Source organism: Mesorhizobium sp. M0816 (genome assembly GCF_040320005.1).
Classification (GTDB): Bacteria; Pseudomonadota; Alphaproteobacteria; order Rhizobiales; family Rhizobiaceae; genus Mesorhizobium.
This window is the reverse complement of the sequence record NZ_JAMYOT010000070.1, coordinates 1-11193: the sequence shown is the minus strand read 5'-3', so window position 1 is coordinate 11193 and position 11193 is coordinate 1. Positions and strand designations below refer to the sequence as shown.

At 63.3% G+C, this 11193-nt stretch carries 13 protein-coding genes; 9 read left to right on the top strand and 4 right to left on the bottom strand.

What is annotated here, in order from left to right; genetic code table 11:
* Positions 1-123: 123 nt before the first annotated feature.
* Positions 124-501 carry a DoxX family protein gene (locus NKI17_RS36385; RefSeq protein WP_352907897.1) on the top strand — a complete coding sequence of 126 codons (378 nt, stop codon included), beginning with the start codon at positions 124-126 and terminating at the stop codon, positions 499-501.
* Positions 502-524: 23 nt separating this feature from the next.
* Here the strand turns inward: NKI17_RS36385 and NKI17_RS36380 are convergent, their stop codons facing one another.
* Positions 525-1247 carry an SDR family oxidoreductase gene (locus NKI17_RS36380; protein WP_352700624.1) on the bottom strand — a complete coding sequence of 241 codons (723 nt, stop codon included), beginning with the start codon at positions 1245-1247 and terminating at the stop codon, positions 525-527.
* Positions 1244-2095 carry an SDR family NAD(P)-dependent oxidoreductase gene (locus NKI17_RS36375; protein WP_352907896.1) on the bottom strand — a complete coding sequence of 284 codons (852 nt, stop codon included), beginning with the start codon at positions 2093-2095 and terminating at the stop codon, positions 1244-1246. The genes NKI17_RS36380 and NKI17_RS36375 overlap by 4 nt, the downstream gene beginning before the upstream one ends.
* A 105-nt stretch (positions 2096-2200) precedes the next feature.
* On the opposite strand from NKI17_RS36375, the gene NKI17_RS36370 reads away from it, so the two are divergent.
* Positions 2201-3073, top strand: a complete 873-nt coding sequence (locus tag NKI17_RS36370; RefSeq protein ID WP_352907895.1) for a helix-turn-helix transcriptional regulator — start codon at positions 2201-2203, stop codon at positions 3071-3073.
* Positions 3074-3299: 226 nt separating this feature from the next.
* Here the strand turns inward: NKI17_RS36370 and NKI17_RS36365 are convergent, their stop codons facing one another.
* Entirely contained in the window at positions 3300-3941 is a 642-nt protein-coding gene (locus NKI17_RS36365) for a TetR family transcriptional regulator C-terminal domain-containing protein (protein WP_352491100.1), read from the bottom strand.
* 243 nt (positions 3942-4184) lie between these two features.
* On the opposite strand from NKI17_RS36365, the gene aptA reads away from it, so the two are divergent.
* The 5 genes from aptA to NKI17_RS36340 all read left to right on the top strand — a co-directional run bounded on the left by aptA (position 4185) and on the right by NKI17_RS36340 (position 9208).
* On the top strand, positions 4185-5513 hold the full coding sequence (aptA, locus tag NKI17_RS36360; RefSeq protein ID WP_352453401.1) for an omega-aminotransferase AptA: 1329 nt from the start codon (positions 4185-4187) through the stop codon (positions 5511-5513).
* Between the two features lie 139 nt (positions 5514-5652).
* On the top strand, positions 5653-6072 hold the full coding sequence (locus tag NKI17_RS36355; protein ID WP_352907893.1) for an endonuclease domain-containing protein: 420 nt from the start codon (positions 5653-5655) through the stop codon (positions 6070-6072).
* 3 nt (positions 6073-6075) lie between these two features.
* A complete protein-coding gene (locus tag NKI17_RS36350; protein WP_352700627.1) occupies positions 6076-7326 on the top strand; it encodes a Zn-dependent hydrolase in 1251 nt (416 codons plus the stop codon).
* Between the two features lie 59 nt (positions 7327-7385).
* Complete coding sequence (hydA, locus tag NKI17_RS36345) at positions 7386-8837, top strand: dihydropyrimidinase (RefSeq protein WP_352621211.1); 1452 nt, start codon at positions 7386-7388, stop codon at positions 8835-8837.
* 29 nt (positions 8838-8866) lie between these two features.
* Positions 8867-9208: a hypothetical protein gene (locus NKI17_RS36340; protein ID WP_352907892.1), complete on the top strand. Its 342-nt coding sequence runs from the start codon at positions 8867-8869 to the stop codon at positions 9206-9208.
* 35 nt (positions 9209-9243) lie between these two features.
* Here NKI17_RS36340 and NKI17_RS36335 read toward each other — a convergent pair whose 3' ends face one another.
* Positions 9244-9648, bottom strand: coding sequence for a cupin domain-containing protein (locus NKI17_RS36335; RefSeq protein ID WP_023675871.1), 405 nt, complete (start codon positions 9646-9648; stop codon positions 9244-9246).
* Between the two features lie 176 nt (positions 9649-9824).
* On the opposite strand from NKI17_RS36335, the gene NKI17_RS36330 reads away from it, so the two are divergent.
* On the top strand, positions 9825-10616 hold the full coding sequence (locus NKI17_RS36330; protein ID WP_352589388.1) for an ABC transporter ATP-binding protein: 792 nt from the start codon (positions 9825-9827) through the stop codon (positions 10614-10616).
* Complete coding sequence (locus NKI17_RS36325) at positions 10606-11139, top strand: endonuclease domain-containing protein (RefSeq protein WP_352724781.1); 534 nt, start codon at positions 10606-10608, stop codon at positions 11137-11139. Before NKI17_RS36330 ends, NKI17_RS36325 begins: the two co-directional genes overlap by 11 nt.
* Positions 11140-11193 lie beyond the last annotated feature (54 nt).

Here is an 11193-nt window from a genome sequence, read left to right as displayed (position 1 = left end):
AAACCTCTGCACTGTGTGTGTGTCTTCTTCATAATAAAACCCTCGCTGCGCGGGGTGCTGGGTCGTTTCCGGCGCGGGCGGCGGGGGGGCCCCCCCCCCGCCTCTTTTCCAAGGACCGACAGCATGTTTTCAAACTTTGATAGTGAGATTCTATTCGCCGCCGGCCTGCTGCTTGGCGGCGCCTTTGTCTTTGCCGGCCTGCGCAACATCCAGAATACGGCGTTGGTGAGCCAATTGATGACGACGCGCGGCGTGCCGCAGGCGCGGCCGGTGCTGTGGCTGGGGATCGTCCTGCAGATCATCGCCGGAGCGTTGGTGATCGCGGGCATCTGGACCGCTCCGGCGGCGGCATGCCTGATCCTGTTCCTGGTTTTTGCTACGCCGATGTTCCACAATTTCTGGGATCATCAGGGGCCCGAGCGCGCGTCCCGCATCAACGGCTTTGTCGGCAACGTCGCGCTGACCGGAGGATTTCTGGCGCTGATCGCGCAGTCGCTTTGACACGCCTCGTGGAGGCAGCCGCCTTAGGCCGCATACCGCAAGCCGCCGTCGCAGGTCAGCACCTGGCCGGTGACGAAGCTGTTCGAAACCAGGAACGCAATCGCCTCAGCGACGTCCTCGGCGCGGCCGATGCGGCCGACCGGCGTCTTGCCGGCATACTCGGCAAACACCGCATGGCGCTGTTCATCGGGCAGGAAATCCCACCACGGCGTGTCGATGACGCCCGGTGCCACGACATTGACGCGTAACGGCTTCAGCTCCATCGCCAGGATCGGCACCACGGTCAGCAGCATGCCGTTGACGGCGGCGATGCCGGCGATACCCGGCGCCGACAATTGCGCCGACACCGCCGAGATGAAAGTCACCGAGCCGCTCTTGTTCAGCGTCGGCAAGGCGGCCTGCAGGCAGGAGAGCTGTGGCCGGACCTTCTCGTCGACGCCGCCGCCGATATCGGTCAGGTCAAGTGTTTCGAACGGACCGAGCCCCTTGCCGCCGCTGGCGGCCAGCACCAGGTGATCGAAAGGGCCGAGATCGCTGAAGAACCGGCGAACCTCGTCCGGCTTCGCGGCATCGAAGGCAGCTTTTTCGACGGCGCCGCCAAGGCTTTGCCATGCATTGTCGAGCCTTTCCCTGCTGCGCCCGGTGATCGTCACCTTCATGCCCGGGCCGAGCAGCTTTTTCGCGGTGGCGAGGCCGATGCCGGAGGAGCCGCCGACGATCACGGCGTGCTGCGTTTTCTCGATCATGAATTTTCTTTCTTCGATGTAGCGGAAGCGGGTGCGAGCCCGACAAGACCGAGGCTCAATTCACGCAACTGCTGCCTCGCCTTCGCGTCATAGGCTTGCGCATCGGCGCGGGATTCCCTTTGGCCGTCGAAATAGAGGCCGCTTCGCCCTTCCAGCGTGGGCGATGTGGCGAGATTGATGATGGCTTCGGCGCCGGTTTCGACCGAACTCCAGGGTGTGACGCCCGCCTGCCGCACCATCGTGGTGTTCATGTAGCTTGCCGGATGCAGGCTGTTGACTGTGACGCCGGTGCCGTTCAGCTGCTCCGCCAGATCGATGGTGAACATGATCTGCGCCAGCTTGCTCTGGCAGTAGGCACGAACGCCGTCGTAGGAGCGGGTCAGCATGACATCCCTGAAGTCGATCGCCCGTTGCCCGGCCGAGGCGACATTGACGATGCGCGCCGGCGCGCTGGACTTGAGCAGCGGCAGCAGCTCCGTGGTGAGCAGGAAGCCGGCGAGATAATTGACGGCAAAGCGCAGCTCGTAGCCGTCGGCGCTGACCTGCCGTTTCGCGTTGGGGCCGGCTGTGCCGACGCCGGCATTGTTGATGAGGATATCGAGCCGGTCAGTCCTGGCGCGCACGGCTTCGGCGAGGCGGCGGACCTCGGCCAGGGAGGAGAGGTCGGCGACAAGCAGCTCGGCCTTGCCGCCGGCGGCTTCGATCTCGGCCACGATCGCCTTGCCCCTTGTCGCGTCGCGGCCATGCACCAGGATGCGGGCGCCGCCGGCGCCGAGCCTTTGCGCCACGACTCTGCCGACGCCGTCGGTCGAGCCGGTAATCAGGATCGTCTTGTCTTTCAGTTCCATGTTCAGAGCCTCCATGTCATCGCTCTGAGCAGAAAGATGGGGCACCAGACGCATGCCAAACAGTTCAAACTTTATCCTGGTATCGGTACTGCTATAATAGCGCCGATGGATTCCACCACACACTCCGCCGAAGGCAGCCGTCGCCGCGAGCTTGGCGCCTTTCTGCGTTCGCGGCGCGAAAGGCTGACGCCATCGGCCACGGGCATCTCGACCGGCCTGCGCCGGCGCACACCCGGGCTGCGGCGCGAGGAGGTGGCGATGATCGCCGGCGTCGGCACGACCTGGTACACCTGGCTGGAGCAGGGCCGTGACGTTCGGCCCTCGGTGGAAGTGCTTACGGCGCTCAGCCGAGCGCTGCGCCTGGACACGGCCGAGCAACGGCATCTGTTCATCCTTGCCGGCCGCCCGCAGCCGGAGCGTCGCGTCGACGCGCCGGAAAAGGTCGATAGCCCGTTGCTGCACATGCTGCAGAGCCTGGTCCTGCAGCCGGCCTATGTCCTTGGGCGGCGCTGGGATGTGCTGGCCTGGAACTCTGCCGCGGCAGCCGTGTTCGGCGACTATGGCCTGCTGGAGGGCGATGCCCGCAACATCGTCCATATGGTTTTCACCAGCCCGCAGCATCGGCGCCTGCTCGTCGACTGGGAGGAACTGGCGCGTGCCGTGCTGGCGTCATTCCGGGCGGAAAGCGCCAAATATGTCGGCGACCCGGATTTCGAGCGGCTGATCGCGCTGATGACACGTTCAAGCCCGGAGTTTCGGGCATGGTGGCCGCTGCGCGATGTGGCCCGCAACCTGTCGGGTGTGAAGCATGTCAGGCATCCGACGGCAGGCGCCATGGCGTTCGAGCATATGAGCCTGTCGATCGACGACGGCTCGGACATGAAGCTGATCGTCTACACGCCGCTCGCCGAGCAGAACTCGATCGCCAAGCTCGAACAACTGCTGGAGACGCTTCCGGCCGAGCGGCGCAGCGCCTGAACCCAGCTTCGTCATCCTGGGGCGTAGCAGCCGCGAAGCGGCGTCGCGGAGACCCTGGGATCCATGCCGTGACATCTGCCGAAGAATGCAGCGGAGCAGAATACTGCACCGCAGCAACGCTCTGAGGTCACGGCATGGATCCTGGGGTCTGCGCTGCGTCGCTCCGCTCCTTGCTGCGCCCCAGGATGACGAAGCAATGGGGGAGGTTTGCGACAGCCGAGCTGCCTCAGCCCTTCGGCTTCAGCCCGTCGATGAACAGTTGCTCGAGAAATCTTGCGGCGTCCTCGAAGCGGCCGTCGCCGCCGCGATCGGGGCCGAGCACGGCGCGGACCTGCACGTCGAAATCGGCATAATGCTGCGTCGTCGCCCAGATCGAGAAGATCAGGTGCCAGGGGTCGGTGCGGGCAATCTTGCCGGCGCGCATCCAGCCCTTGATGACATTGGCTTTCTCGTCGACCAGCGTCTTCAACTCGCCCTCCAGCATCGGCATGATGCGCGGCGCGCCCTGCAGGATCTCGTTGGCGAACAGGCGGCTCTCGCGCGGGAAATCGCGTGCCATTTCCAGCTTGCGCCTGATGTAGCTGCGCAATTCGGTCAGCGGATCGCCGATGTCGTCGAGCTCGCGCAGCGGCGCCAGCCAGGTGTCGAGAAGCCGCTGCATCAGCGTCTTGTGGATGTCCTCCTTGCGGCGGAAATAATAGAGCAGGTTCGGCTTCGACATGCCGGCGGCTTCAGCGATCTGGTCGATGGTCGAGCCGCGAAAACCGTTGGTCGAGAAGACTTCGAGCGCCGCCTCCAGGATGAGCTCGCGCTTTTCCAGCTGAATGCGGGTGCGGCGAGGAGCGGAGCTTTCGACCGCCCCCGTCACCCCGCAAAACCTTCGCCGTGAGGAGTGTCTGGACCAATTCTCTGGACCAGTTTTTCCTCGCCCTGTGGAGCGCACTTCGAAAGCCGCATTTCCGCTAGTAATCCCTTGACCGCTGATAAGGCGGTGCTAACGTTTGTCCAACCGGTCAAAAATTTGCGTAGCACGAAAACGTCGCGAAGACCAAGCGTTGGAAAGACCAAGCGTTAGCCGCACCGAAACAGGTTACAAGGGGAAGTCTTGGTCATGTCCAACCGGCTGAAAGTCACGCCGAACGATCTCAGCGCATTCTGGATGCCGTTCACGGCAAACCGGCAGTTCAAGCAGGCGCCGCGCATGATGGTGTCGGCCAAGGACATGCACTACACGACCAGCGACGGGCGCAAGGTGCTCGACGGCACCGCCGGCCTGTGGTGCGTCAATGCCGGCCACTGCCGCCCGAAGATCACCGAGGCGATCCAGAGCCAGGCGGCCGAGCTCGACTATGCGCCGGCGTTCCAGATGGGCCATCCGATCGTGTTCGAGTTGGCGAACCGGCTGGTCGACATCGCGCCGAAGGGCATGGACCATGTGTTCTTCACCAATTCCGGCTCGGAATCGGTCGAGACGGCGCTGAAGATGGCAATCGCTTATCACCGCGTAAAAGGCGAGGGCTCGCGCACCCGTCTGATCGGCCGCGAGCGCGGCTATCACGGCGTCAATTTCGGCGGCATCTCGGTCGGCGGCATCGTCACCAACCGCAAGATGTTCGGCACGCTGCTCGGCGGCGTCGATCACATGCCACACACGCATCTGCCGGAAAAGAACTCTTTCACCAAGGGCGTGCCGGAGCATGGCGCGGAACTGGCCAACGAGCTGGAGCGTATCGTCGCACTGCACGACGCCTCGACCATTGCCGCCGTCATCGTCGAGCCGGTGGCCGGTTCCACCGGCGTCATCCTGCCGCCGAAGGGCTATCTCGAGAGGCTGCGCGAGATCTGCACCAAGCACGGCATCTTGCTGATCTTCGACGAAGTCATCACCGGTTTCGGCCGTCTCGGCACGCCGTTTGCCGCCGACTATTTCGGTGTCACGCCGGATATCATGACCACCGCCAAAGGCGTCTCCAACGGCGTCATCCCGATGGGCGCGGTGTTCGTGAAGAAGGAAATCCACGACGCGTTCATGACCGGGCCCGAGCACATGATCGAGTTCTTCCACGGCTACACCTATTCGGGCAATCCGATCGCCTGCGCGGCGGCGTTGGGCACGCTCGACACCTACAAGGAAGAGGGGCTGCTGACGCGCGGCGAGGAACTGGCGCCGTACTGGGAGGACGCGCTGCACTCGCTGAAAGGCGAGCCGAACGTCATCGATATCAGAAACATCGGCCTGATCGGCGCGATCGAGCTGGCGCCGATCGCCGGCCAGCCGACGAAGCGGGCCTTCTCGGCTTTTGTGAAGGCGTTCGAGCGTGGTGCATTGATCCGCACCACCGGCGACATCATCGCGCTATCGCCGCCGCTGATCATCACCAAGGGTCAGATCAACGAATTGATCGACCATGTGCGCGAAGTGCTGAGGGCCGTGGATTGACGAATGTGCCGCAGCTTTCCCTCCCCCTCGAGGGGAGGGTGGCCGCGAAGCGGCCGGGTGGGGTCGGCGCGGCAGCGCGCCAGCCTGACCTTCGGCCGCATAGGTGCCTGTGATGCCCCGGACCCGCGTGAGCTTCGAAATGCGCCAGAAGGCGCGCGCGCTTCGAGTTCATGCGACCAAAGGCGAATCGCTGCTTTGGTATGAACTGCGCGAATTGAAATCGGCCGGGATGAAATTCCGCCGCCAGTGTCCGATCGGGCCTTATATCGTCGACTTTGCTTGCCTTGCGGTAAAGCTGGTCGTTGAAGTCGATGGTGATCTGCACGAACAGGAGAAGGGCAAACGGCACGACGCCGTCCGTGATGCCTATCTGCGATCGCTCGGGTTCGATATCTTTCGCGTCGATGAGCCCGATGTCATAAACAGCGCCTGGCATGTCGCACAGGTGGTCAAGGAGAAGGTCGCGCGCATGTCAGCCGACCCCACCCGGCCGCTTCGCGGCCACCCTCCCCTCGAGGGGGAGGGGGACGCTGACGTGCCACAACCAATGAGGTTTTAGAATATGGCCGCCCCCGGCGAGAATCTGCGAATCAATTCAGACCGTTTGTGGGATTCGATAATGGAGATGGCGAAGATCGGCCCCGGCATTGCCGGCGGCAATAATCGCCAGACCGTTACCGACGAGGACGGCGAAGGGCGGCATCTGTTCAAGCGCTGGTGCGATGAGGCGGGGCTCGAAATGGGCGTCGACGAGATGGGTACGATGTTTGCCCGTCGCGAAGGCACCGACCCCAGCCTGCCGCCGGTCTATGTCGGCAGCCATCTCGACACCCAGCCGACCGGCGGCAAGTATGACGGCGTGCTCGGCGTGCTCGGCGGCCTGGAGGTCGTGCGCTCGCTCAACGATCTCGGCATCAAGACCAAGCACCCGATCGTCGTCACCAACTGGACCAACGAGGAAGGCGCCCGCTTTGCGCCGGCGATGATGGCGTCCGGGGTATTCGCCGGCGTGCTCGACCAGGCCGACGTTTATTCGCATGTCGACAAGGACGGCAAGAAATTCGGCGAGGAGCTCGAACGGATCGGCTGGAAGGGCACCGAGAAAGTCGGCGAGCGCAAGATCCACGCTTTCTTCGAATTGCACATCGAGCAGGGCCCGATCCTTGAGGACGAGGGCATCGATATCGGTGTCGTCACCCACGGGCAAGGGTTGAAATGGCTGCAGGTGACGCTGACCGGCAAGGAGGCGCACACCGGCTCGACGCCGATGCCGAAGCGGCGCAATGCCGGGCTCGGCATGGCGCGGGTGATCGAACTGGTGCACGAGATCGCCATGGACTATCAGCCCGACGCCGTCGGCGCGGTCGGCCATATGGAGGTCTATCCGAACTCGCGCAACATCATCGCCGGGCGCACCGTCTTCACCATCGACATCCGCTCGCCGGAAAAGGAGGTGCTGGACGCCATGGACGGGCGCATCCGCGAAGGCATCGACACGATCTGCGACGCGCTCGACATCAAATATCAAATCGAGCAGGTCGGCCATTTCGACCCGGTCACTTTCGACGCGGGCTGCGTCAAGGCTGTGCGGGATGCGGCGGAGCGCCTGGGATATACGCATCGCAACATCGTCTCCGGCGCCGGCCATGACGCCTGCTGGATCAACCGCGTCGCACCCACCGCAATGGTGATGTGCCCCTGCGTCGACGGTCTCAGCCACAACGAGGCCGAGGAAATCACCAAGGAATGGGCAACGGCCGGCGCCGACGTGCTGTTCCATGCGGTCGTCGACACGGCGGTGATTGTCGAATGATGGGATAGCCTCGCAACGCCGCTCACAAGAAGCGCGAAGAGAACAAAGGGAACATGAAAATGTCCAAAGTCATCAAGAATGGCACCATCGTCACCGCCGACCGCACGTGGAAGGCCGACGTGCTGTTCAAGCACGGCAAGATCATCGGCATCGGCTCGGATTTGCATGGCGACCATGAGTTCGACGCCAGCGGCTGCTATGTGATGCCGGGCGGCATCGACCCGCATACCCATCTCGAAATGCCGTTCATGGGCACCTATTCGGCCGACGACTTTGAATCCGGTACCCGCGCGGCCCTTGCCGGCGGCACGACGATGGTCGTCGATTTCTGTCTGCCGGCGCCGCAGCAGTCGCTGCTCGAGGCCCTGCAGATGTGGGACAACAAGACCTCGAAAGCGTCCTGCGACTATTCCTTCCACATGGCGATCACCTGGTGGGGCAAGCAGGTGTTCGACGAGATGGCCACCGTCGTCGACAGGGGCATTACCTCGTTCAAGCATTTCATGGCCTACAAGGGCGCGCTGATGGTCGATGACGACGAGCTCTATTCGTCGTTCCAGCGCTGTGCCGATCTTGGCGCGCTGCCGCTGGTCCATGCCGAGAATGGCGACGTGGTGGCGGCGCTGTCGCAGAAGCTGCTTGCGGCGGGAAATAGTGGTCCGGAGGGACACGCCTATTCGCGCCCGCCGGAAGTGGAAGGCGAGGCGACCAACCGCGCCATCATGATCGCCGACATGGCCGGCGTGCCGCTCTATGTCGTGCATGTCTCCTGCGAGCAGGCGCACGAAGCCATCCGCCGGGCGCGCCAGAAAGGCATGCGGGTATTCGGCGAGCCGCTGATCCAGCACCTGACGCTGGACGAGAGCGAATATTTCAACAAGGACTGGGACCACGCGGCGCGCCGGGTGATGAGCCCGCCCTTCCGCAACAAACTGCACCAGGATTCGCTGTGGGCCGGCCTGCAGGCCGGGTCGCTGCAAGTGGTGGCGACCGACCATTGTGCCTTCACCACCAAACAAAAGCGCAACGGCGTCGGCGACTTCACCAAGATCCCGAACGGCACGGGCGGGCTCGAGGATCGTTTGCCGGTGCTGTGGACGACCGGCGTTAAGACCGGCCGGCTGACGATGAACGAGTTCGTCGCGGTGACCTCGACCAACATCGCCAAGATCCTTAACATGTACCCGAAGAAGGGCGCCATCGTCGAAGGCGCGGACGCCGACATCATCGTCTGGGACCCGAAGCGCAAGAAGAAGATCACGGCCAAGAAGCAGCAGTCGGTGATCGACTACAATGTCTTCGAAGGTTTTGAGGTAACCGGCCTGCCGCGCTTCGTCTTCTCGCGCGGCGAACTGTCGATCGAGGAAAACGAGGTCAAGGCGAAGCCCGGCCATGGCGAGTTCGTCGCTCGCGAGCCGAACGCGGCGGTCAACCGGGCGCTGTCGACGTGGAAGGAAATTTCCGCGCCGCGCAAGGTGGAACGGACGGGCATCCCGGCGACGGGCGTTTGAGCTTGGCGAGCCACGGAGCGATTATCTCAATGGCCGCGGTGATCCTTGCCGCCGGGCCGGCGGCGGCTGACGTCCTTGCCGGCTCCTTTGGCAATGAGGTCGGTTGCGCTGGTGTACGGCTCGGTTATCAGGACAGCGACGATTATGTCGTGCTGACCGCCGACGGCGTCGAAACCTATGGCAGCGGCTGCCAGTTCGCACAGCGACTGACGACAGCGCCTGGCACCTTGTTGTTGAGCTCCACCTGTTTCGCCGAGGGCGAGGAGGGCACGACCACGGATGTCGTCAAGGTCATCAACAGAGGAGGGGACGGTTTCTTCGTGACCATTTCCGGCCTTGAGGAGATAGGGCCGCTGAAATCATGTTCGTGACGGTGCCGATGACGACCGCTGCCTCGATGCCGGCGTCAGGCGACCAACCCGTCCAGTTCCGGCAGCAGGACGACGCTTTCCTGTTCGTTGGGATCGGTTCGGGCAATGACCGCCGAGGCGGGGCCGTCGCTCAGATTGGCCGGCAGATGCGGCACGCCGGGGGGAATATAGAAAAGATCGCCGGCCTTGACCACGATATGCTGTTCGAGCCGGTCGCCATACCAGGTATGGACTTCGCCGGAGAGCACATAGATCGCGGTTTCATGGTTTTCGTGCATATGCGCCTTGGCGCGGGCACCCGGCGGCATGGTCAGCAGATGCATGCAGATGCCGGACGAGCCGACTGTTTCGGCGGCGATACCGGCGAAATAACTCAGGCCCTGCTTGCCTTCATAAGAGCTTTCAGGGCGGATAAGATGGCAAGTCGGTTTGGGCGACATCGGGGCAACTCCGGGCGTCTATCTGATGGGACAAGGGCGCGTAGAACTGGGGCGAGTAAAACTGGGGCGAGTAGAACTGGGGCGAGTAGGACTGGGCGAGTGGAAAGCAACATCAGGGTAAAATCAATGGGATTCCGGCCGGCGCCGCAGTGGCCGGAAGCGACAGGCTACGGCCGATGACGGGAGTATCGCCAGCCGTTGTTTCGGCAAGCAAGCTTGGCCTGACCTTCCAGACCAATGATGGTCCGGTGCAGGCGCTGTCGAATGTCGACCTGACCATCGGCAAGGGGGAATTCGTGTCCTTCATCGGGCCCTCCGGCTGCGGCAAGACGACCTTGCTGCGCGTCATCGCCGATCTGGAGAAGCCGACATCGGGAGCCATCTCCGTCAACGGCATGACGCCCGAGCAGGCGCGCCAGAGCCGCGCCTATGGCTATGTCTTCCAGGCGGCCGCACTTTATCCGTGGCGCACGATCAAGCGCAATGTGGCACTGCCGCTGGAGATCATGGGCCTGTCCAGGGCGGAGCAGGCGGCGCGCATCAAGCGCACTCTCGACCTTGTCAACCTCAGCGGCTTCGAGAAGAAATACCCCTGGCAGCTTTCGGGCGGCATGCAGCAGCGCGCCTCGATCGCGCGGGCGCTCGCCTTCGATGCCGACCTTTTGTTGATGGACGAGCCGTTCGGCGCGCTGGACGAGATCGTGCGCGATCACCTCAACGAACAGTTGCTGGAGCTTTGGGAGCGGACCAACAAGACTATCTGCTTCGTCACCCATTCGATCCCTGAGGCGGTCTATCTGTCGACGCGCATCGTCGTCATGTCGCCGCGCCCGGGGCGTGTCAGCGACGTCATAGAATCGACGCTGCCGAAAAAGCGGCCGCTCGATATCCGCGAGACGCCGGAGTTCCTGGCCATCGCGGCACGCGTGCGGGACGGGCTGAGGGCAGGGCACAGCTATGATGATTGAGGCGGCGGAAGATGAGCTCCCTCCTCTCCCCAACGGGGAGAGGGTGGCCGGAGCGAAGCGGAGGTCGGGTGAGGGGGCCTTGGCGGATCCGACCAAAAGAAAGATCGGGGCGACCGCTCGCGCTCGAAAGCTGCGGTTTGACGAGACCGAGGCTGAATACAGGCTTTGGGGGGAACTAAGAGGGCGCCATCTCAACGGCTACAAATTTGTGAGGCAAGTGCCGCTTGGGCCGTTCTTTGCAGATTTCGTCTGTCGTGAGAGCGCGCTGATCGTGGAAATCGACGGCAGCCAGCACGCGGAATCTCCAACCGATGCCGCGAGAACTGCTTGGCTGAATGGTCACGGGTATTCCGTTCTTCGGTTCTGGAACCATGAAGTCTTGGCCGAACGCCGAGCGGTCCTTGATACGATCTTGGCTTGCCTCGACGGAAAGATTTCTACCCCCTCACCCGGCCTCCGCTTCGCTCCGGCCACCCTCTCCCCGTTGGGGAGAGGAGGGCACCCATCCTGCGAGGCCTGCTAGATGGACTCGTTTCGCGACAAGATCGTTCCGGTGACCTCGATCCTTCTGGGCGTC

Coding starts and splice junctions, on each gene's coding strand:
- NKI17_RS36335 (WP_023675871.1), bottom strand. CDS start 9,648: ATGTCGCCCAAACCGACTTGCCATCTTATCCGCCCTGAAAGCTCTTAT.
- NKI17_RS36370 (WP_352907895.1), top strand. CDS start 2,201: ATGGATTCCACCACACACTCCGCCGAAGGCAGCCGTCGCCGCGAGCTT.
- NKI17_RS36385 (WP_352907897.1), top strand. CDS start 124: ATGTTTTCAAACTTTGATAGTGAGATTCTATTCGCCGCCGGCCTGCTG.
- NKI17_RS36380 (WP_352700624.1), bottom strand. CDS start 1,247: ATGATCGAGAAAACGCAGCACGCCGTGATCGTCGGCGGCTCCTCCGGC.
- NKI17_RS36330 (WP_352589388.1), top strand. CDS start 9,825: ATGACGGGAGTATCGCCAGCCGTTGTTTCGGCAAGCAAGCTTGGCCTG.
- NKI17_RS36340 (WP_352907892.1), top strand. CDS start 8,867: ATGGCCGCGGTGATCCTTGCCGCCGGGCCGGCGGCGGCTGACGTCCTT.
- NKI17_RS36355 (WP_352907893.1), top strand. CDS start 5,653: ATGCGCCAGAAGGCGCGCGCGCTTCGAGTTCATGCGACCAAAGGCGAA.
- hydA (WP_352621211.1), top strand. CDS start 7,386: ATGTCCAAAGTCATCAAGAATGGCACCATCGTCACCGCCGACCGCACG.
- NKI17_RS36350 (WP_352700627.1), top strand. CDS start 6,076: ATGGCCGCCCCCGGCGAGAATCTGCGAATCAATTCAGACCGTTTGTGG.
- NKI17_RS36375 (WP_352907896.1), bottom strand. CDS start 2,095: ATGGAACTGAAAGACAAGACGATCCTGATTACCGGCTCGACCGACGGC.
- aptA (WP_352453401.1), top strand. CDS start 4,185: ATGTCCAACCGGCTGAAAGTCACGCCGAACGATCTCAGCGCATTCTGG.
- NKI17_RS36325 (WP_352724781.1), top strand. CDS start 10,606: ATGATGATTGAGGCGGCGGAAGATGAGCTCCCTCCTCTCCCCAACGGG.